The sequence below is a fragment of the Sphingobacterium siyangense genome, assembly GCF_023277505.1.
Taxonomy (GTDB): Bacteria; Bacteroidota; Bacteroidia; order Sphingobacteriales; family Sphingobacteriaceae; genus Sphingobacterium; species Sphingobacterium siyangense.
Genome location: NZ_CP080574.1, coordinates 1,705,367 through 1,728,164 on the forward strand (window position 1 = coordinate 1,705,367; position 22,798 = coordinate 1,728,164).

At 42.9% G+C, this 22,798-nt stretch carries 18 protein-coding genes; 14 read left to right on the forward strand and 4 right to left on the reverse strand.

Annotated elements, in window-relative coordinates; genetic code table 11:
* Window positions 1-336 precede the first annotated feature (336 nt).
* Window positions 337-1,392 carry a hypothetical protein gene (locus K2F45_RS06975; protein WP_075991526.1) on the forward strand — a complete coding sequence of 352 codons (1,056 nt, stop codon included), beginning with the start codon at window positions 337-339 and terminating at the stop codon, window positions 1,390-1,392.
* Between the two features lie 10 nt (window positions 1,393-1,402).
* Complete coding sequence (locus K2F45_RS06980) at window positions 1,403-1,711, forward strand: hypothetical protein (protein ID WP_248933233.1); 309 nt, start codon at window positions 1,403-1,405, stop codon at window positions 1,709-1,711.
* Here the strand turns inward: K2F45_RS06980 and K2F45_RS06985 are convergent.
* Entirely contained in the window at window positions 1,693-2,316 is a 624-nt protein-coding gene (locus K2F45_RS06985) for an outer membrane beta-barrel protein (RefSeq protein ID WP_248933234.1), read from the reverse strand. The two genes, K2F45_RS06980 and K2F45_RS06985, sit on opposite strands and share 19 nt — an antisense overlap.
* Before the next feature lie 61 nt (window positions 2,317-2,377).
* Window positions 2,378-3,094: a hypothetical protein gene (locus K2F45_RS06990; protein ID WP_157625958.1), complete on the reverse strand. Its 717-nt coding sequence runs from the start codon at window positions 3,092-3,094 to the stop codon at window positions 2,378-2,380.
* Between the two features lie 368 nt (window positions 3,095-3,462).
* Between K2F45_RS06990 and K2F45_RS06995 the strand changes: the two genes are divergently transcribed.
* From K2F45_RS06995 to K2F45_RS07045, 11 genes are all read left to right on the forward strand, one after another.
* A complete protein-coding gene (locus tag K2F45_RS06995) occupies window positions 3,463-4,005 on the forward strand; it encodes a hypothetical protein (RefSeq protein ID WP_248933235.1) in 543 nt (180 codons plus the stop codon).
* 39 nt (window positions 4,006-4,044) lie between these two features.
* Complete coding sequence (locus K2F45_RS07000; protein WP_248933236.1) at window positions 4,045-4,566, forward strand: hypothetical protein; 522 nt, start codon at window positions 4,045-4,047, stop codon at window positions 4,564-4,566.
* 140 nt (window positions 4,567-4,706) lie between these two features.
* Window positions 4,707-5,570, forward strand: coding sequence for an AraC family transcriptional regulator (locus tag K2F45_RS07005; protein WP_112373465.1), 864 nt, complete (start codon window positions 4,707-4,709; stop codon window positions 5,568-5,570).
* A 393-nt stretch (window positions 5,571-5,963) separates the two neighbouring features.
* A complete protein-coding gene (locus K2F45_RS07010; RefSeq protein ID WP_248933237.1) occupies window positions 5,964-9,125 on the forward strand; it encodes a SusC/RagA family TonB-linked outer membrane protein in 3,162 nt (1,053 codons plus the stop codon).
* A gap of 45 nt (window positions 9,126-9,170) precedes the next feature.
* Complete coding sequence (locus tag K2F45_RS07015) at window positions 9,171-10,646, forward strand: RagB/SusD family nutrient uptake outer membrane protein (RefSeq protein ID WP_083663519.1); 1,476 nt, start codon at window positions 9,171-9,173, stop codon at window positions 10,644-10,646.
* A 19-nt stretch (window positions 10,647-10,665) separates the two neighbouring features.
* A complete protein-coding gene (locus tag K2F45_RS07020) occupies window positions 10,666-11,808 on the forward strand; it encodes a DUF4859 domain-containing protein (protein ID WP_075991535.1) in 1,143 nt (380 codons plus the stop codon).
* Between the two features lie 80 nt (window positions 11,809-11,888).
* Window positions 11,889-12,857: a hypothetical protein gene (locus K2F45_RS07025; protein WP_248933238.1), complete on the forward strand. Its 969-nt coding sequence runs from the start codon at window positions 11,889-11,891 to the stop codon at window positions 12,855-12,857.
* 22 nt (window positions 12,858-12,879) lie between these two features.
* Window positions 12,880-14,736 (forward strand): DUF4859 domain-containing protein, encoded by a 1,857-nt coding sequence (locus K2F45_RS07030; RefSeq protein WP_248933239.1) that lies wholly within the window; start codon window positions 12,880-12,882, stop codon window positions 14,734-14,736.
* Between the two features lie 230 nt (window positions 14,737-14,966).
* On the forward strand, window positions 14,967-17,192 hold the full coding sequence (locus K2F45_RS07035; RefSeq protein WP_248933240.1) for a TonB-dependent receptor domain-containing protein: 2,226 nt from the start codon (window positions 14,967-14,969) through the stop codon (window positions 17,190-17,192).
* 4 nt (window positions 17,193-17,196) lie between these two features.
* Window positions 17,197-18,267: a sensor histidine kinase gene (locus K2F45_RS07040; protein WP_248933241.1), complete on the forward strand. Its 1,071-nt coding sequence runs from the start codon at window positions 17,197-17,199 to the stop codon at window positions 18,265-18,267.
* Window positions 18,268-18,273: 6 nt separating this feature from the next.
* On the forward strand, window positions 18,274-18,987 hold the full coding sequence (locus K2F45_RS07045) for a LytR/AlgR family response regulator transcription factor (protein ID WP_120336724.1): 714 nt from the start codon (window positions 18,274-18,276) through the stop codon (window positions 18,985-18,987).
* 131 nt (window positions 18,988-19,118) lie between these two features.
* Here the strand turns inward: K2F45_RS07045 and K2F45_RS07050 are convergent, their stop codons facing one another.
* Both K2F45_RS07050 and K2F45_RS07055 read right to left on the reverse strand, forming a co-directional pair.
* The gene (locus K2F45_RS07050) at window positions 19,119-20,429 is read right to left on the reverse strand and encodes a hypothetical protein (protein ID WP_248933242.1); all 1,311 of its coding nucleotides are present in this window, start codon (window positions 20,427-20,429) and stop codon (window positions 19,119-19,121) included.
* Window positions 20,430-20,494: 65 nt separating this feature from the next.
* Entirely contained in the window at window positions 20,495-20,953 is a 459-nt protein-coding gene (locus tag K2F45_RS07055; RefSeq protein ID WP_248933243.1) for a YdbT family protein, read from the reverse strand.
* A gap of 779 nt (window positions 20,954-21,732) precedes the next feature.
* Here K2F45_RS07055 and K2F45_RS07060 point away from each other — a divergent pair.
* Window positions 21,733-22,290, forward strand: a complete 558-nt coding sequence (locus tag K2F45_RS07060) for a hypothetical protein (RefSeq protein ID WP_248933244.1) — start codon at window positions 21,733-21,735, stop codon at window positions 22,288-22,290.
* The last annotated feature ends 508 nt before the right edge of the window (window positions 22,291-22,798 follow it).

Here is a 22,798-nt window from a genome sequence, read left to right on the forward strand (position 1 = left end):
ATCAAATTAAAATTACCTATAACGCATGCTATTTGGTTTGAATATTATCTTTATTTCAATAAGCGTATGTTTTTCGCATCGAACTCCCTTTTTCTGTAACGAAGCATTCATTTTATACAATAAAGAACGTGTTTATTAGCTAAAAAGGTGTGTTTCTGCGTATTTGGCAGGACACAAAAGGGTGGTTTATCGATCTGATGGTACTGTTTAAAAGAATTAATGGCTAAATTTAGTATATAGAAATTTTTTTAATAGGAGATTTTTGGAAAGCATTAGCCTCGCCTGCATTTATCTATCGATCAGTTCAAGGTTAATCGTTGAAATTAACAGTACATTATGGAAAGTAACCAACAGGTCAAGTATGCTAAAGATACGGAGATGCACGTATATTATCCAGATTTCATCTGGGTGTGGATCGCTTCGTTTCTTTTTGGCGGCATCTGTTGGTATATCGGTGCGGTAACAGCGCTGTCAGGTTGGTTTGATAGCAGACCACTGATTGTAAGTTATCTATTTAATGTAATTATCGCGGCATTGACACTCTTTTATATAAGATGGGGGATCAAGCTGTTGGACAAAAAGAAAAGCTGGCTGCTGCACATGGGCGATCGGCTGGGCACACAGTTCTTTTTCTGTGTACTGCTGCCAACCGTAGCCCTATTTGGTATCCTCAAGCCTGTTGCAGCACCTAAAAGTGAATGGATATGGCTGCCTTTATTGGTGATTTTTGTCTGTATACTGCTTTTTAATATGCTCTATATCACCTTTTTTTATTGGAGTATTTATCGGAAAAGGGAACGGTACCTGATCCGCTTGGAACGTACTTTACAAAGGCAGAATAGCATAGCTGTCAATGCGGATGCGCAAATTGAAGCACAAACTTTTGATTTGTATGATACTATAGATCCGGCATCGGCTGATGAGACCATCAAGGAAACAGATGCTGTGGAGGAAATCGATCTGACGCTGCTCAAATCGATAAATCCGGCACTGGAGGAGTTTGTGATCAACAACAAATACCTCACAAAAAAGATTATGTACACGGAGCTGGGGATATTTCTATTTGAGAAGACCAATAATACCCCTATCGTTAAGCTATACCTAAAAGAAGATATGGAAGATAGCAAAGGCTGTGAACAGCGTAGCCTGAACGAAATTGTGCGCGATACCCAGGGCTTTGTGCAGAAAATTGACCGGCATCACGCGATTCCATTGGACATGATCAAGGCCTGCTATCAAATAAAGGGCGGGCGGCTTCGGATCATTTTGCATGTACCGTTTGGTGCTATCGACAGTTTTGTGGTTTCGTCGACCATTTCCCGCAGGATAAAAGACTGGGTCATGCTGCAGGTACCTATTGAAAAAGAGAATACAATAAATAATAACCTTTAACAGATCGATTATGGAAAGCATGAAAAGCAATACTTGGAAATGCCGGGCCACTGGAAAGGTGGCATTTCCGTCCCGGATAGAGGCACAGTATGCGATGTTCTGTTTTAAATTACGTTCGCGTGTCAAAAATGTCACCAATGGTAAACGCATCAAACACCGGATGGGAAAACCGGCTTGCCGCAGAGCCTACTATTGCAGGCTCTGTAAAGGATACCATATCACCAAATGGAAAAGGGATGATTTTGAGCGTTATAAAAAAACGGTCATGACCTGGCATGTTTCGTCAAGCATAAGCGATTATTATTTGACAATCCTATAATTTACCCCAACCGTAATTCCCAAAGCCTGCACGCGATCATAATTTCTTCCCGATTGGAAAGGGATGAGGGAGTACATTTTGTAATTAGGCGACAGCAAGACAGCAAACTGTTGGGATAATGGAACCTTTGCGCCTAGTCCAATATGGAAACCTATGCCATGCTGCTTGTCTACATAACTATTTGCGTTCTGCTGGAAGTGTAACATCGGTCCCGCATTTGCGTAGAGATATTTCAAAAATTTTACCCTGGCATCTAAAGGGAATTCCCAAATAGAAAGTTCCGAGGAATATTGCATCCGCTCCACCGATGGATCGACTATTGCCGATGTTGTCGTGATGTTCTGATGGGAATAGCCCACACCTGCACCAAAAGACCATGTTTCATTATAGTGATAGCCTACGCGGAGCAATCCAGCGATATAATTCTTACTGTCGTCGCTACCGGCTCCCATAAGGCTTTTCCGAGGTCCAATAGTACTCTCAGCTAGGGGAGTAATAGAAAGTTCGATGTCATAACTGCCACTATTGTTTTGCTGCGCATAGAGGCCGGTTGCTGATAAAGTTAAAACGGAAAGAAATATCCTGGAAAGTAATTTGTTAAGCATATTGAATGTATGATGATAGATTTTATAATTGTTTTCTCTTTTTAATTGGCGCTAATTCTCACTAGAAATCTAACTGATAACGTGTAAAGCTTCCTTTTTCTGAATTAACAGTGGCGGCCTTGTCGAATTGTAAGGGGTTCGGTCCATTATAGCCTTGCCATTTTAATACAGATTCCATATCGGCAGGAATCGTTATCCTAACGATGGTATCCAAATCATGAGGGACAGGAGCGATAGAAAAACCAGTATTGGATTTCTCTGGACCATAGCTAACCGAAAGCATCTTCAAATCGAGCTTCTTGACATTTTTGAGATGCAACTCCATTTCACCCCTTTTAAAAAGCATTATTCGTTCATCGGTTGGCGTATCATATTTGAGCTCGTCCAAGTCATAATAAGCTACGCTTTGATAGGAATCTGGATGGTATGCATTAAGATAATAACCATTCTTTTTGACGCCAACTATAAAAAAGCCTTCTCGGGATAGGTATTTGCTGGCATCAAATCGAAAACTATATTTGCCTTTGGTATCTGTCTTTGTTTTCCCCAAACTTATAGATGGTTTAAGGAACGAACTGTAATATTGGAAAGAAATCCCTATTTCTACATCAGATAATAATTTGTTCGCAGGAGTATCCACAACAACTCCCGATAGTACAATACAATTCTGCGCACAGGTTGTGCCATCGCGCTCATCTTTTTCGCACCCAAATAGAAAGAATGGTAGGATAAAGAGCAACCATTGCCCTTTATTTACTTTTTGAAATATGTTCAGCATAATAATATAGAATAGGTCAGTAAGACGTATTAAAGGAAAATCAATAAAACTGCGCATTTCGTTAAAATAGGTCTTTTCATAATTTATTTTGATACTATACTATTGCCAACGGAAATAATATGCGTAATGCTACAAATTTAATAAATATAAGTTAATAGCTAACCCCGGATACTAAAAGCTGCAATTTGGTTACAAGTGATTGGGCATTTGCGAGAATAATGGCTCCCGATTGACCAATACATGATAAGCGATTGGAAAATTTATTGGAGCAGTGTAAAAGTTTTCCGCTTGTGTCACCTAGAAATCGAAAAATGAAATGATTGCTGGCCAGCTAAGGAATATTCTTTGAATTTTAATAAATTAGTAGGATGAGATATTTAATAGTCCTATTGTTAGGCTGGTTCACTTGTTATTCGGTCGCTGCACAAAACCAAGCGAAGGGAAATAGTGCCGGTAAAGATGAAAAGACCTATATATTGGTCGCTAATAAGATCAATACCGATTTTAATTACAAGTTACTGGATGATTTTGAGCAGTCTTTTTCAGCTTTGATCAAAGAAAACAACAGCCGCGAATTAGTATTTAATCCCATAAATGGCAAGTACCATTATTATAAGTTTATCGCCACCTATAAAGCAAGGGGTATCTCACCAGATAGCGATATGGCCAAGCCGGAGCAAACCTTCCACAATATCTTGATCATCAAAACAGATGACCAGCAAAAGATCGTAGATGGCTATCATTTTGTGCTGGAATGGAGCGAAAAGCCATTATCCTATCCATTATTTAGGATGAAAGCTGCCGATTTGCCCCTAAAAGAAGGCCTATCATTAAAGCAGCTGAACCTCAAAAGGGTGACCGATAATACGGATTTTGATAGCGATGGTAAGATCAAACTGTCGAGCTGGTAACGTTAAAAAAGAAGTTAAGAATATCTTTAGAACGATCTTATGGAACTGGATAGCCTTTATATTAGTATTCGAATAGAAAAATCGAGATTGAATGAGTTTTTTGCTTCTAAACCAATTTCCCCGAACAAAGATTGGTCGCAGTGGTGGGAGAGCCGGCAGATGTACAGCAAAACAACTTTGGAAATTATTCCTAGTTATTCACAGGCGCGCATTCGTGAAGTCTTCGATAATCTGCTCAAGGATCGATTTTATGGTGCAAAGGAGTATTACGATGAGGAAAAGCAACACTGGACATTCGCCGTACTGAACTTTAGTGAAAACTATCTTGAAATATTGCCGATGCTGGCTCTTTTAAAACAACTGGAGGGCTTTGTTTTGGAGGGGTATGCCCTGATTTTTGACTGGATGTGGGGTGGTGATACGGTGATGGCCTATGTTGACTTTACCGCGGGAAGTGCCTTGCTCGAAACGGTTACGGAATCTTATGCGGTCGAACTCAAACGATTTGAAGAAGCTAATCAAGGCTTACAATCGCTGGCTGAAGAGCTGGGGGCTGGCTAACAGCTAGTAGTGGCTGCATTCATGTGCAAATTATAACCAACTATCACCTTATTTTAACCTCTTTTAGTTAAGCTTTGTAATACTAAACTGGCTATTGTATATTTAATGTCATATTGACATTTATTTAAATCTAAATTGTTATGAAGCCAGTTCAATTTAAAGTTCCTGCCCCTCAGGATAAATCTATCTATATTCAAGAAGATGTACTGGATAAATTCTATCCGTATATGCATCGTCATGAGGAATATCAATTAATCTGGATTAAAGAAGGTATCGGCCAGCTACTCGTGGACGATAATGTACATGAGTTTCAGCCCGGCGACATTTTTCTATTGGGAACAAACCAGGCCCATGTGTTTAAAAGTTTCATCGCAGGAGTATCTGTGCGGTCTGTCTCACTATTTTTTAGCCCGAAAGGAGCACTGTCTACCATGGCCACCATGCCCGAACTTCGTAATCTGCTTGATTTTGTGCATAAATGCCAGCGGGGATTTAAGGTTCCGCCGAAACATCAGGGACAGGTATGCTATTATATTGAAATCCTGCAAAAGTCCGACTTTCTGGATCAGCTCGTCAATTTCTTTTATCTGTTAAAATCACTCAGCAAAGTATTCGCCGAATTGGAGCCGCTTTCTGGTGTTCAACTGGCCAAAAGGGAAATCTCCAAACCTTTCAGAATCGAAAAATTATGTAAATTTTTGGAAGAGCACTTTAAAGAGGATATCAGTTTGGATGAAATAGCCGAAAAGGCAAACCTTACGCCGCATGCCTTTTGCCGCTATTTTAAGAATTGCACCGGAAAAACTTTTGTCGCCTATTTAAATGAACTGCGTATCCGTGAAGCCTGTAAATTATTGGGTTTGGGTAGGCACGACTCGATCTCTTTAATCGCCTATGATGCCGGCTTTAATAGCATCACCAATTTCAACCGTGTGTTTCGAAGTATATTGGGGATATCGCCCAAAATATATGTGCGCAACTACCGAAATTATCTATACGATTAACAAACTTTTTAATCACTTTAGGCTATTTGATCCCATCTGGCAGAAGGTCGCTCAATTTCCTGCGCGATTTCGGCTCTGATTCAATTCCGTCTAACCATAACGGGGAAAATATTCCCGATAGGATTGGACGGAATTGCTGTTTTATGCACTATGCTGCAATCCTACAGCTCGCCAATAGGCCTCTTTTTCTTTTGTTAAAATGCTAGAATGAGTGGGTAAGATCTGACCGAAAACCGCTACTCCGAAGTACTAATTTTGTTACAGAAAGAAGAACTAATCAATTTTTTAACATGCTGTTACAGCCTTTTTTGCAAAAGGAATTCATTTATCCCAGGGATAGATGTGTCATTGACAGTATGCTAAACTGAACACCTGCTTAACGAAATTATGACTATGTATGAAAATCTTCCAAAAAAATGCTTAACGGGTATTTTTATGTTGCTGCTGTTGGTCTGTCAACAGCTATATGCGCAACACCAGAGAACGGTCACGGGGATCGTTAAAGACGAAAAAGGCATACCTTTGTCTGATCTGAGTATTTTAGAGAAAGGCATCCGCAATGCCACCAAAACAGATGCGGATGGAAAATTCAGCCTACCGCTTAAATCGGCAAATCCGACCTTGATTTTTAGTTACGTCGGTTATGTACGGCAGGAGAAACAGCTGCGTGCCGGCGAAAATACACTTCAGATAACGATGAAGGAAGATGGAACGGGGCTTGATGAGGTGGTCGTAATGGGCTATCAGGATGTGCAGCGGCGGAAGACGACAGGAGCTATTGCTACCGTAAAGGGGAAAGATTTTGAAAATACACCCTATGCAACCTTCGATGCCATGCTGCAGGGACGCGTGGCTGGTCTGACGGTGTTGAGTACTTCGGGCGAACCCGGTACCAATAACATTGTCAACATCCGTGGAACGAGCAACCTGGGGCTAGCAGACAACCAACTGCAGGCGCCCTTATATGTGATCGACAATATTATTTACGACGTGAGTGATATCCGGTCGGCTTACGGTAATGCAAGTCCTCTGCAGGCCATTAATCCCAACGACATCGAATCGGTTGATATCCTGAAAGATGCTTCGGCATCGGCTATTTATGGTGCCCGTGCTGCAAATGGGGTCATTATCATCAAAACCAAACGTCCGGCGCAGGGTAAACCCGAAATACGGATCTCGGCTTACAACGGAGTTTCCAGCCGTCCGGCAATGAAGCCCATCACCGTTGGTGCAGCCGAGCGCAGGCTGAAAATGAACTTGCTCTATCAGGGTGGATCGTACGACTGGTTCAATAATGGATCCATTAGCCCCATGTTAACAGATAGTTTAAATCCGGCCTTTAACAACAATACCGATTGGCAGGGGCTTTTTCTGCAGTCGGCCAACATCAACAATGTCAATGTGAGTATCGGTGCCACCATGGAGAAATTTTTATACCGTTTCTCGGCACAGCGTTATTATGAGCAGGGCGTAATGATGGGCTTTGAAAATGAAAACCTAACGCCGCGCCTGATGTTACAGGCTAACCCGACGGACAATTTCCAATTTGAAACAAATTTGTTCGCAGGTTTTACTAAAGCGAAACATGGTTCGGGTGACGATACAAAATATCCCTTTAGCACCTGGGGATTTCCTTCTTCTTTCTATCAGCTTACGGATGTAGACCAGCAGATCTATACGGGGCGCTACGATGGTTTGATGGATCGCGATAACTCCTTCAGCCTGAATGGAAACTTCGCGGGGACACTGAAGAAATTTCTGATCAATGGGCTGACCCTGCGCTCGCAGTTTTCGTTTAATGTCAATAATAATACACGCGATCTTTTTCGCCCCAAACTGCTTACGGGCTATAGAAACTTTGCACAGAATTGGGTGAACCAAAATAAGCGCTGGGAATGGGAAACCTATTTTAACTACATCAAGAGCATTCGCAATACCCATAATTTTAGTGCCGTTTTGGGTACTGGTATTGAACGCAATACGTCCAATGAAAATTATATGTATGGCTACAACGACAATGGAAATTATGTGAAAACCGTAACCGGTATCCCTTCCGGGCCTGATCTCTATGCAACGACTTCCATCAATGAGCGCTCGCGCGTATCGGTATTCGGTCGTTTTGGCTATGATTATAAGGACAAATACCTGCTTTCTGCAAGCTATAGGATGGACGCATCGTCGCGCTACAGCAAGGATAACCGCTGGGGTATTTTCCCATCCATATCTGCAGGCTGGGTGCTTTCGGAAGAACCGTTTTTCCAGGGAGTCAAAAACGCGATATCCTTTTTCAAAATAAGGGGTAGCTATGGTATTACGGGTCGTGATCCGGGCTCGTACTATGCGCGCTACACAGGACTGACTTTTGACGCATCTTATCCAGGGGCGGTGCTGGAAAATGGCATTGCTGGTTCGGTACTCTCGTATAACGGTAAGCCGACAGTATCTCCTAATTATGCGGCGGCGGCAACATCACCGACGATCCGATGGGAGCGTTCACCGCAGTTTAATGCCGGGTTCGATATGAACCTGCTGCACGACCGGGTTACGGTAACTGCTGATTTTTATGTGCGCGACTCCAAAGAGTTGGTATACGATCTGACGATGCCCGCTACTTCGGGATACAGCACGGTCTCCAACAATTTTATCAGTGTGAGAAACAGTGGTGTGGAAATGACGATTATCTCCCGAAATATGGCCCCTGGATCTGCTTTCCAGTGGACTACAAATTTCAATATGGCTTATAATAAAAATTATGTGACCAGCCTGCCTGACGGTGGAAAGGAAATACAAGTGGGACCACCCTGGATGCAACGCGCCCTGAATGTAGGCCAGCCTATTTTTCCATTCAAAGTATGGGATGTGGATGGCGTATATGCGACCAATGCTGACGTGCCTGTCGATCCATTGACGGGAAGAAGAATAGCGCACTTTAATCGATCGGTCCTTTATCAGGCTGGCGATCCGCGCAGAAGGGATGTCAATGGGGATTATGTGATCGACTATAACGATAAAATTGATATGGGAAATCCAAATCCCGACTTCGTGGGCGGTTTTATCAACCAATTTTCTTACAAGAATTTTAGCCTATCCACACTCGTGAGCTTTGTTTTCGGACGCTCTTTGTGGAATGGTTACCTGTCGGATAAATTACAGGATGCCGGTTCATCTGCCCTTTATTCGACCTGGGGTACCAATTCGGCTATTGCAGGCGATTTTAAACCCAGCGACTTCTGGATGAAAGACGGCGATCAGACCAAATACCCTACTTTGTTTCGCAATACGGTAGACAATTGGCACATCGCTAATAGTACTTTCGTGGAAAATGCCAGTTTTGTACGCCTGAAAAATATTCAGCTGAGCTACACATTCCCGCAGGCCATGATTAAGAAACTTAAGTTGAAAATGCTCCGCATTTATGGGGTCGTGGATAATGTGGCTGTTAAGTCCTGGTCTTCTGTGCCGGACCCTGAAGCAGTGGAAGCCAATGGTTATTCAACGGGCAACGGATATCCGATCCCGAAGAAATGGACAATAGGCTTGGATGTTACCTTTTAATCATGTCAGTTCCATCGGATAACGGTGGCTTAAAATTAGTTAGAGATGAAAAGAAAAATATTGTTTTTAATGCTGAGTGCTTTCATGTATCTCGCTTCAGGCTGCTCCAAGTTTCTGGACATTGAGCCTGTCAGTTCGGCAACCGACGAGAACTTCTGGAAAACGCAGGAAGATGCCAATAGCGCAACCAACGCCATGTATGCGCTGCTGCGCAAGGCCCTAAATCAAGGCAATGGGATGGCCTACTATGCCTATGGCGATTTGCTAACGGACGAAATTACTTCTTCGACCAACGCAGACTTTAATCCGATTGTCAATATGCAGCTCAATACGGCTGTAGCGGCTTCGGAAACCTGGCGGCCCGCGTATCAGCTGCGGCGCTATGATGTCTTCTATCAGGCCATAGACCAGGCCAACCGCGTGATCCAAAAGCTCCCTAAGATGGATGAAAATGCCTTTGACAATGTATCGACCAGGGATTACTATATCGGCGAAGCTTACTTTGTGCGTGCATTTGCCTATTTCTATATGGCGAGGGTATGGGGAACAGTGCCGATTATCACAGAATCTGTGGTGCCCATCAATGCTGTAAATCTCCCGGCAAGTAAAGAGAGTGATGTGCTGGATCAGAGCCAGGCCGATTTAACTAAAGCTTTGACTTTACTGAAATGGAGCAATATTGACCAAGATGATTTTGCCCTGCGTGCAAATACCGGAGCAGCGCTTGCCCTGCAGGCGCACCTGAGTGCATGGCGCGGCGAATATGCGGACTGCATCGAGGCGGCTAAATCGGTATTGGAAAGCGGCGAATATTCTTTTGTGGGAAGGGACAGTCTGAATTACCGCAGTATTTATCAGGGAAAATCCAATGAAGGTATTTTTGAGATTTCCCAAAATGGGGAAAACGAAGGTACAAACTCGGGGATAGGGTACTTCTCGCTAGCCGGGCCTTATTTTCGGACTTTAACAGATCCGATTCTAAGAATCAGTCAGGATTATATTAAAACGCTCTTTAAAGACAGTAACGACAAACGATTTAAAAGTGTGTTTGATATAGTTTATAACGGTAACTATGCGCTGTGTACGAAATATGCGAATGTTAAGTTTTCGAGTAATGCGTCAAATGCCAATGCGATATTTAAAAATAACATCATCATCTTTCGCTATTCTGATATTAAGCTGCTTATGGCAGAGGGATTGGCCGCAACAGGTAAAAATAGCTCCGCAGAAACCATCTTAAATGAAATCCGCACGCAAGCTGGACTGCCTGCCTACACAAATGAGGAACCGCTCATCGAGGCCATCTTTAGCGAAAGAGCGCGCGAGCTTTTTCTGGAAGGCCATCGCTATTACGATCTCGTGCGGTTGTATAAACACTTCAATGTCTATAAATTTCCGGAAGGCAAAATGAACCAGTCGCAATTTAATGCGAAGAAATACCTTTGGCCATTTGACCCATCGTTGTTGTCAACCAATCCGCTGCTGAATCAGACACCATACTGGGGAACCGTCAATATGTAAACCACTAAACCTGAAAAAAATGAAAACCTTATATCGATTTGCGTTGCTGCTGGCTTTTGGACTGACCGTGATCGGTTGCAAGAAAGCAGCTTATCTGACGGATGACGGCCTCCATACAGCCGAAGTCAATCTGTCTACTTACGATTACCTGGCGGCTCATCCCAATGGGATGTTTGATACCCTGCTGCTGGTGATTGACCATTTTAAACTCAAAGACGAAATCAACAAGGCGAAAACCTTTTGGGCGCCTTCGGATTATTCGGTCAACCGTTATTATAAGCAGAAGGCAGACTCGGTGAAGTATGTGGACGAAAATGCACAGTATTCTTTTGACCAGTTTCTCAACGAAATCCCTGTGGATTCGGTCAGGGCATACATCTACAACGATGCCCCTTACAATTTGGAAACGGCCAGTACAGCGTATACGACGATCAGCAATGCGTCCAATGTGGGTGGATTTTTCTATCATAGGCAAAAGCAGCCCAAAGCGGCCTGGTCTTCGCAGCCCGTTTATTATCTATATTATGTGAAAGTGCGTGGCGAGGCGGATCAGATCAGCCCTGACGGTATTGTTACGGTCAAAGAAGATGATCAGGCCGACATGCGTATATATTGTCAGACAACCGGGATTAAAACGGCTTCAGGAACCATGCTAAATGTATTGGCCAATACACATACGTTTATAGGCGATTTTGTGCCACGCTTCCTGACGGGGCCTAAAATCGTGGAAACCGGTTCTACGCTGACCTTTACATACGACCTGAGTATTAAATATGATGCAGCCGGTTATACAGGTACCACAGTGGACCTGCTGTTGCCACGTTTAGCGCGCTTTTATGGCGTGGAGAGCGGCGCAATATCCGCGCTGGTGGGTAAGGATATTACGTATTATGCTGTACAGCCCGATGGCAGCTTAAATGCAAACAGCACTGCCAACGCCCCCGGGCACTGGTTCGATACGAAAGGGCAAACCTGTTCATGGGGCACCGATGCACGCATTGTGTCTGAGCTGGCAACCTCAACGATGACCTTCAATATTCTGCAATATCCAGGGCAAACAACGGTGGGTAGTACCTATACGGTCCGCCAATCCCTCGTATACAAGTCGAAAACAAAGGGTGATTTGAATGCTGTTTTTGTATTCAACATTAAGATCAAATAAATTTTGAAACTAGCTGGATTGATTCCGCGGCAGTGCCGGATCAACCGGATAGCTTCATCACAAATGAAAAAATAAAACAGATGAAAAAACGAAGTTTTATAATCGGCTTAGCAGGTTTATCCCTATTGCTATTGGATTCCTGCAAGAGTGACCAAATAGGTTATTTAAGTGAAAATATACGCTATAATGTGGAGAATCTGCAAGTCAATCAGGGGACGGTGGTGTACACGGATGCCATTGTTGCCAATGGAAGCACAACCCCGCTGACCGTCAATCTGGTTGCGGTACGGAACAAGGAAACCGGCGAGCTCTCAACAGAATTTTCAAAAGAACATGAGATATCCACCTACCTTGCTGAAGTCACCTGGCGGGATACCACCCTGGATCTGTTGAAAGCGAAGATTGGCAAGGCCAAATATCCGCCGATGATGCTCAATGCGACCGGTGGTCGCGTGGGTTTTACACAGGCGACGCAATTTGTGACGCCGGGGCAGTACACGATCGATGTGGAGGTGAGCAATATCGCCGGACAGAAAAAATTTAATAATATACTGGACTTTAATGTTATCGGTGCCAAGAAGGAAGATATTTTATTTAAGTCGTGCACGAGTTCGGACTACGGTGCCGAATCTAATTTTTTGCCGTATACAGATTACGAGATCAGTGTAGAACATCAGGCTGAAGGGGAAAACAAAATTGTATATCAGTGGGAAGATAAAAACGGCAAGCCCTTCAATCCTAAAAAAGGCGAGATCATCAAGCGTGGCGACCGGCCGACATTCAAAAATTGGTCGCCTTACTATCCGGAGGAAGTTACCGATACGGGCTTGGTGTATCGCTATCCAGATGTTTCGGGGCTGGTGTATCCTATCATGAACGGTACGTATGTAGGCACAGAATTTTGGTCGGGGGATCCCATTTCTTATTACCGCATTGTGGGGACAGCGACTACGCTGGGGCGTAATCTCAATCCGGTATCGACCATCAAATTCTACAGAAGTGGTACCTACATCGTTCGCTTCCGTTTTTTGACCATCACACATAGTTGATCTCTACCTATTAAAAGCGCAAATGATGAAAAGTATAGTATTGCATAAAGTCCTGCTGATACTGGTTTCAGCACTTGTATTCCTTTCGCAGGGATGCAGCAAAAAAGTTGAACTTCCGGTCGAGGAAGAGGTCATCACGCCGCCCGTTACAGTGGGGACAGATTCTTTGAAGATTTATAAGCCAAAGGAATTTGAAGGGATGGATTATAACGATAAAGGGAGTAAATGGTCCTATTCGCGCAGCCGTCAGTCGGAGCATTTTATCGTGTTCTGGGGTGCAAGTTATGGGAAGAATGATCCCAATGCTGACACCGTCCCTGAAGAATACCGTGTCGATATTGATGATCTTTTGGCCAAGGCCGAACAGTTCTACGCATTGAACGTCGGCACGCTGAAGTTTGCAGAACGTAAAGTAAACCGATCCAATCTGGATAAGTATAAAATGATGATTTTTGTGCACTATACGACAGAATGGATGGCTTATGGTGGGGGGTACGACGATACGATCGGCGCATTGTGGATCAATCCGGCGACCTGTAAGCCAGTAGGTGCTGTGATTGCCCACGAGATCGGGCATAGTTTTCAATATCAGGTATTTGCCGATCTGAAAGGCGGACATGGATTTCGCTACGGTTTTGGCGGAACGAGCGGCAATGGGTTTTGGGAGCAGACAGCGCAATGGCAGGCCTACCAAACGTATCCCGCACAGGCATTTTCGGGCTCCGATTTTCCCGTCTATACCGAAAATTATCATCGCCATATTCATCACGAGAAATATCGTTATGCCAGCTATTTCATCCACTGGTATTGGACAAGTAAACATGGGATCGATATGATTGGCCGCATCTGGCGCGAAGCGTTAAAACCCGAAGATCCGGTGCAGGCCTATATGCGTATAACGGCTATCGATGTGAAACAATTCAACAATGAGATCTATGATGCGGCGACCCGGTTTGTGACCTGGGACCTGAACAGCATCCGGGATTATGGAAAGAATTATATCGGTAAGCTGACGACCAAATTTACGCGGCAATCCAACGGTAGTCTTCGCGTTGCCTATGATCGTTGTCCGGGTACTACGGGTTATAATGTGATTCCGCTGGACCTGCCGGCTGCAGGAACTAAGGTTTCGGTAGCTTTTAAAGGCCTACCAAATGCTGCCGGGTTCAATCAGGTGGATGCCAGCCGTGCCGGATGGCGCTATGGCTATGTAGCTTTATTGAAAGACGGCACGCGGGTATATGGTGACAGGACGGAGGGCACGGAGAATACGGTAGCGTTTACTGTTCCGGCCAATTGTAGCAACCTCTGGTTTGTTGTCGCTGGTGCCCCATCTATTTACCAGCCACATGCCTGGGATGATGACGACAGCAATGATGAGCAATGGCCTTACGAAATCAAAATTCAGGGTACAACGGCTACAGGATACAATGAGGTGAGCAGTCAGCCCAAAGATATCGCGTTGAATTATGACCTGAGCTTCCCGGCAGATGCCACAGGGTATTCGGGTGCGCAGGTAAGCGTCAATGCCGCTCAGCTAGGGGAGGCTTTGGCCATATCTTCGGCAGACCTGGCGGGTTTGATGAGCAGCGGGAAAATTAAGTTCTATGCCGTGGAACCAAATGGAAGTTTAAATCCCAACAATACGGCCACAGGTTACGGGCATTGGTTTACTGCAGCTGGGGCTGTCACCAATTGGGGCGCCAGTGCGGGCTTGTTTTCGGAATTTAACGCCAGTACGATAACGTTCTCCATCGGTCAATATCCGGGAGTTCTGGTAGCTGGAAAGAAATATACCATCAAGCAGGCACTGCTGTATACGTACGAAGGAACGAAAACCGTGCAGGCGACGTTTACATTTAATGTGAATATCAAATAAGAGCATGTTAAAACCACAAGATGAGGTGGTGGTTCATATGTTTATGTTTAGTTTAAGCCACGTCGGGAGATGTGGCTTTTTTGGTTTTTGTATTGTTGCTATTGTATCGATGCCTCTGGGCTCTGCGCTTAGCTGTGGTCATTCATCCCGAAAATCATACCGTTCGAATAAATTATTTAGGCAACCGCTGTTAGGCCTATACATTCGTATCAAATTAAAGAATACGAATAATGATCCGAAAATTAATCTATCTACAGTTGGCCACAATGCTGTTTGCTTGCCGTACCGCTTATGGGGAAACAGGCTGTTCGTTGCAGGATACCACCACCATTAAACCGATACGCTTGAATGAGGTACACGTGTCTGGACGGGTAAATCCCCTTAAAATCGCTCCCGGCAGGCTGACTTATCAGGTCGCTAAAGGCAGCGCCGGTTGTTCGGGTAGTGCGCTGGAGCTGTTGCGCAGAATGCCTGGTGTGAGCATTTTAGCAAATGGTAAGATCAGTTTAAACGGACAAGCGGGCATTCAATTGCTGGTCGACGGCAAAACAAATTTTATGGATGGCGAAAATCTGATCAATTTTTTGGCCTCCATGCCAGCCGCATCGCTCGATGTTGTCGAACTTATTACGCAACCAGATGCTACAATGGATGCCAATGGTGATGCCCGCTTTATCAATCTGAAACGGATCAACAGGACCGCCCCTGGCCTCAGTGTTTCTTTATCGACCAATGCCGAACAAGGGAAGTACAGCAGAACCTTCCAAAATAGCGCCGTGGCCGCCAACACCGCTAAGTTGGCGATGTCGCATACCTATTCTTATGGAGAAGGGACGGAATTAATTGATGTTAATTCGACCAGGTATATCAGCAAGGAGGGGGATAAGAGGGGCAATGCATTGCGATTGGATATGGACGCCGTTAGAGAGAGAAATTATCGAAATCATTATTACAACGGTACGCTCGATTATGCACCAAATGATCACGTGAAAATGGGGACTTATGTATTAATCAACAATCATGAGCGGACCAAACAGGAAGCTGTTCGTTCTAATTTCTTTAACAGCTCTTCACAGGTGGACTCCAGCATAGCAACAGGAAATGTGTTGGGGCATACCTTTAGGAACTTTAGTACCGGAGCCCATTTGACGGTTCAGTTTGGCGCTGGCTCCAAATGGGAAAATTATCTTGATCGGCAACAGTTTAACCAATCCGAAACCCAAGATCAACTGCTGGACAAATTTGGTGCTGATGGTTCAGTAACGGCCTTGCAGCAAAAACTCCGCGGTGAGACGGGAGGAAAGGTTACTATTACGACCGTGCAATCGAAATATATGCTCGACATCCGTCCAAATATGACGGCCTCTTTTGGTGGGAAATTGACGCAGGTTAATATGCGTACCAATTCATTTTATCAGCAAACTCATGACAACAGCTGGCAGGACCGCGCCGACCTGACCAATACATTCGGTCATGCGGAGCAGTTGAAAGCGCTATTTATACAGACGCGGTTTAGCCCTTCGGACCTCTTCCAAATCGATGTGGGGCTACGATTTGAGGATGCTGCATTTAAGAGCAGGACCGTCCATGATAAGGATACAGATTTTACCATGCTGAGATCCTATAAAAATTTGTTTCCGAACCTGACCGCGACCTATGCAATGGATGCGGAACAAAAGCTTTCGCTCAATTACCACAGGCGGGTCAATCGTCCCAATTTCAAAGACCTGAGCCCTTTTGTGGAGGTCAACGACCCCTATTTGTACGAGAAGGGAAACTCCGCATTGAAGCCCGAGTTTGTCCATACGACGGAACTGACCTGGTTGTTCAAAAACAGCTATTCGTTGCAGCTGCGCTATAACCTGCGGCAAAATGCGATCAGCAAGAGTTACAACCTGGACGAGCAAAGGCGGACTGTCGTTATGCCGATGAATCTGGAGCACGCATCCAATGTGGGGTTGCGGTTTAATGCAGCGAGTATTTCCCCCCTGAAAAAGTGGAACATACAGCTGAACGGGAACCTAAACTATACCTCTTTTGAATGGCGGACGGCAACTGATGTGCATCGCAACAGGCGGCTGGTTCCTTCTTTGCAGGTACGAAATACGGTAAGTCTGCCTTTTAAACTCAGTCTCGAGCTCAATGGCTTCTGGAATGGGGCTACTGCCGAGGGGCAGGCTACCATGGCTTCCCTCTGGTCTATGAATACTGCCGTACGCAAAACCATCTTGCAAGATAAATTAACTTTGTATATTTATGCCAATGACCTTTTCAGGACCAACAGGCCTAAAATAATTTTTAGCAGTGATGCTATGGAAGGGAAGTACAGGGAGTTGTACGACAGTAGAGCTATTGGGATCAACCTTTCATACCGATTACATCGCGGAATGAAAGGTAACCTAAAAAGCGATCGTACCAATGACCGATTGGAAGAAAATAGCCGGATTAATTACTGATATCATGAGAGCGAACATAGCAAAATTAAGCGTAAATCCTATACACTATCTAGGTCCGGCACTCTGGGGAATCGCTTCTTTCAATATTCTTCGTGTCGTGACAGATATAACCAAGAAAGATGAATTTTGGTCTGGCGGAATTAGGATCCATTCGGTTGGACTGCTTATCTCGGTGGTTTTTTGTTACGTCATAACACTGCTTTGGCGTCGGAGACTGGCGAGGATCTTTGCTGCAAAGCCCTCCATCAAACCAAATGTCGCAGTAGAGTATATCGTTGCTGTTGTACAAATCATGGGGATATTGAATCCAACGGTCTTCGTGTCCGAACGCCTGGGCTGGATCTATATGGGGGATGGTTATATTGATTACATCTTGGTTAATGCGATTTATGTTCCCTTGTTTCTGCTTTACTACATGTTTTTGCGGAACGAGCGCAGCGACAGGAATATGGCCGACAATCGCATCTATGTGGAGCAGATCAAAGCGGACAAGCTAAATACCGAATTGCAGTTATTGAAAAGTCAGTACCACCCGCATTTTCTCTTTAATGCGCTTAATACGGTCTATTTTCAAATTGATGAATCAAATACATTGGCAAAAAAAAGTGTCGAACAGCTTTCGGAACTGTTACGTTATCAGATTTATACGGTGGATGAAAAGGTATCGATGGAGCAGGAACTTGCATATTTAAAATCTTATATTGCGTTTCAGCAGCAGCGGTTGACAGCAAGATTGACCGTGCGCACAGACATTGACGTGGATTGGACAGACATCAGCATCTTTCCTTTGCTTTTTCAGCCTTTAATAGAAAATGCCTTTAAATATGTGCGCGGGCAGTACGAGATCGTAATCTGTCTCAAGCGTCGGGGTACTAACATATGCTTCAGCATTGCCAATAGCCTATCCGGAGCCGCGGCGGTTGAGGCGTCAATTCCCCGGGCTGAGGTAGCAGAGTCGGGGGCGGGACTTACCAATCTGAAAAAGAGATTGGCATTGCGCTATCCGCAGCGGCATACCTTGAATACGCATGCCGATACGAGGAATTTTTTTGCTGAGTTAATACTAGATTTATAATTGTTTATGAGAGAGATCAGATGTGCTATAGTGGACGATGAACCTTTTGCGCGCAAGGGAATCGCATCCTACATCGAGAAAATAGATTTTTTAAAACTTGTTGCGGAATGCGAAGATGCGATCGAGTTGAGCCAATATCTGCGTTTGCATCCCCTTGATCTTATCTTTCTTGATATTGAGATGCCCGAGATATCAGGCTTGGACTATATAGCGAGCCTGAGCAATCCGCCCAAGATAATCGTCGTCTCGGCGTATGAAAAATATGCATTGCGGGGGTATGAGCTGGACGTTGTCGATTATCTGTTAAAACCGGTGCCCTTCGAACGCTTCTTTAAGGCGGCCAATCGGGCATTTGATGTGCTCAGTAACGCTGCTCCATCTGCAGGTCTGTTGGCAACTTCTCCAGATGCGCATATTTTTCTGAAGGTGGACAAACAGTTAAAGAAGATTTTTCTGCACGATATCCTATTCGTGCAGAGTATGGGTAACTATGTGATCGTACAGACGATAGATTCGCAGGAAGTGACCTATTGCAGCCTACAGCAGATGATGAGTACGCTGCCAGCACACCAGTTTATCGCCTGCCATCGATCCTATCTTGTCAATAGGAATAGGATAGCAATCATAGAAGGGAATCAGTTACATGTTGGGGAATATAAAATTCCGATCGCCCGAAATTTAAGGGAGGACGTGATGACATCGATCTTAAATCGCAGTTGAGTGCGTACTGCAGTTTGATGATTATATCGGAATTTATAGACTTGTTGAAACAGATGAGCTGTTTTCAAAATAAAAGATTATAATATCTGGGTGTTCCACCGCTTTGAACAATGAGGTGCTGGAGAATTTAATCAGAAATTCCGCTCGCTAGGATGCAGTGCCCTAGCTTGAAGAGCGATCATCCTTGTTTCCAGGTTGCAGTCATAGTGAAGTTCTTTTTCTATCGTATCAGAGAGCACGTTGTTATGCAGCAGAACTTCTATGATATCTTTTCGGTGAAGTGCACAATTCATTTTGCTATACAGAACTTCAAGTGGTTTTTTACAGGATTTGGTTTTGTTTTCATTGAAAATATCTGTGTATATCCCTGCCAATCGCTCAATTTCGTGTTCATTTTTTGCCTTTTCGGCGATGTCGGTCAGTAGCTTCGAGTCGACACTTCTGTAATTAGAAATCAGCAATTCCAAATAGTCTATCAGATTTTTGGCAGTTTGTATTTTGTCCACGGCAAAATCTCTAATGGCTTTGCTTTTTAGATGTTTGAGTGCTTTAATGGCATTTTTAGCTATTCTGTTTTTGGCTGTTTCCTTTTGTTTAGCATAGTCTAAAATGAGTTGACTAGGGTAAGGAAATTTGTGAAAGTCAAAAATATCCAAAAGGCATTCAATTTTTGCCTGGTCTGTTTCTTTCAAAAGATGTTTTGCGATAGTGTTTATCTCTTCTTCTGTTAGCTTTCTCATTCTTGCAAAAGAAATACGGGCTTTACTATTTAAAACTTCATCAATGATGTCTTTGTATTTTTGGGGTTTTGTTCGCTGTGTATTCAGGCTTATTTCTGTCCGTTGTATGTTGTCAAGGTAAAGACGTATGAACTTATTGGTCCGGGCTTTCTTTTGAAGTTCTTCAGCAACCTGTATGTTTTGGTGTTCTGCTTGAAAATGCCGAATGATGCCATCGTCTTGCCAATCGTCAGGGTGTTGTTCAATGTATTTTCCAAATTTCTCGGCAACGTAAAATAAGCCATTTAGTCCGTCAAGTTCTAGTATTTCATAAGCGCCGGCCCAATCAGTGCCGGCGATCGGGTTGTTTAAAAAGCGGTCATAAATAGCTTGTTTTGCTTCGGTGTCATTTTGCTGCGCATAAAGTTTTGCCAGGGCAAACAAATGTGTCAAATTCCAGGTGTCATCCTGTTCCCTTGCCAAACCCTGCAAGACGGCTTTACGGATTTTGTCTTTTTGCTTTGAAATAGAAATAATATCAAAAATATAAGCTGCCCGGTCGCCTTCACATTGTCCGTCATAGGCGAAAATGTTTAATGCACCTTGTATAATTTGATTTGAAAAGTCAATTTTCTGATGCTCTTTTACGATCAGGTATGCTTCACCTGTTCCGCGTTTCAGGGCATGTAGAAATTGTCGTTTTAGGATTCTTAAATCGGGCATAATCGAAAGAATGGGGTTTAAACAACACTCAATGATAGGGGACGTGCCAGAATACTGCTTTTAATTTATCGATTATGATCTTCGGCAATGATTTCGTCGATATCATTAATAATACGGTTAATTGGTTTTGTAAAATAGCTCTGGGCCAGCTGTACCTTTTTTTCTTTCCCATTTTCATCCTTATAACGTGCGATCAGGGCGACGTTAATTGTGATAAAGCCATATTGTTTAAGCTTGTGGATACTAAAACCCTGTAGGCTCTCCAGCGGAATGGTCACTTCTTTACCCAAAAGTCCCTTACGTGTACGGATGTCCCTATTGTCCATATCAATGATAAAATAGGCTCTAAGCAGGGAAATCATCAAGATAACGACAATACCCAGCATCCACCATTTGAATGAGGAATCAGGCATTTTAATGAAACCTACTAGGGCCATAATGGAAAATATACCAACCAAAGGAACATAGGTTCCTAACTGGGGTTTCATTTTGTATTCATTTCCGTTTCTTTCGAAATTTTTCATGTGTTTATCTCTAATTTAGCTATATCAGTATTCTAATCTGCTGATGTGGTTATCTGGTATGTTAAATAATCGATTTAGAGAATATCATTATTGGGTGGTGCATTGCGCTAGATCTTCATTAAATGATTGTATTTTTTTAAGTCTCCAAGTAAATAAAGTTATAAATTTGCTTTAGAAAAAAAAAGGCCATAAAAACCACTACATTTTTTATTACGAGGTATCATTAACTGGGAAGAATGAATTCAGACAAAAAAATATGAAGGCATTTTATTTTATATTACTATTGCTAATTGTAAGTTGTACTTATCGTAGTGACCCAAATAGCTGTGAAGAAACTAAACAATATGCTGAAAGTTTCGAGGCTAATGTTGTTCTTTTAAAAAAAACTAAGATCAAGTATCAGGATTTTATCCTGGTTGGAGTTGATCCAACGACCAAGAGAGATACCGTACAATTGCTACCCGGTAGGTGGTTTTTTCAAGCGACTTCCTTTTGTGATTTAGGAGATACTATTGTTAAGCGGCAAGGGAGCGCATATAAACGCGCTATCTAATCGATACAAAAAATCAGATGCACGGATACTGATGGTATATATAAGGATACTGTATTGTTACGAACAAACTGTCGAAATTAGCTCGAGAAGAGAGCCAGATTTTCTATCAAAAGATGGGGTTCAAAAAGAGGGGATTAAAATAGTCGTTTTTTGGGGTTAAGCTCATTTATTGAACACTATAGTGTAATTAGGGCTTGATTGTATTCAAAATTAGTTGTCGGAAGTAATGAATCTGCAGTTAGAAGTGGAGCAGCAACTAGGTTTGCTGAAAAATTATTTTACCGATCAGGAATATAATGGGATGATCAAACAAAAGTTCCAATGGTACGTATTCATGTTGGTCTTTTTTCTGCTGGGCTGTTCCCAAGATCCTAATTTTGATAATACAGTGATGCGAGAATTTCAGCAATGTAAGTCAAATAATGGATGCATTCTGGATATGGAAAAAGCGTTTGATTTTGATTGGGACACCGTCTATTATTTTAGTGGAAAGTATTCTTTAGATGAAATAAATGAAATTTTAGGTTTTAACTTAAGGAGCTATACAGATGTTGGTGCCCGATTTATTTTTGTTTATAAGGGCAGGGATGTCTATTCTTATGAGTGGTTTCCGTCTTCTGACAATCTAAAAGAAAATGTATATATGCTAACAGATTTGGACTTGTTTAAGGTGGATCGGCATAATGCGAAATTTAGCATTGAAAAAATTGATCATAAAATTTTTGTTGAGCATTCTCCTTTTAGTAATGCAAGGGCCGAATTGTTGAAAATTAAAAATCAATAACTATGCTGATAGTGATAAGTTGATGTTGTGCTTTATTCGGATTACCTGATAAAGAAAAATACCAGAGCGAAAAGCTAATTATGAAAAACCTATTTAAAATTATAGCGTGCTTAGTCATCATTCTTCAGCTAATATTTTTGGTCGAAAAAGGCAATGATTTGATAAACTATGATGGATATTTAGGACTTCCAAAAGGTACCTACGGCTACCCCGTTCCATATCACAGTATAGTGTCAATATGCTGTCTAATCACATTATTTACTATAAATATGCTGATCTTAATAATTAAGAAGAGGCGTTTTTTTTATCATACCTCAATTGCGTTTACGACAATATATATGGTAATTATTGGATCTGATCTTTATTTGCATAGATACTCATATCCAGTCCTTTTTAAAGAAATCTTATGCGTTTCTTTAATAGCCTTGATTTTTACTTTATTGATCCCTAGATTTAACGATCTAAATGCAAAGTTAAATGTATATAAGCTAATCCTAATTCTAACGCT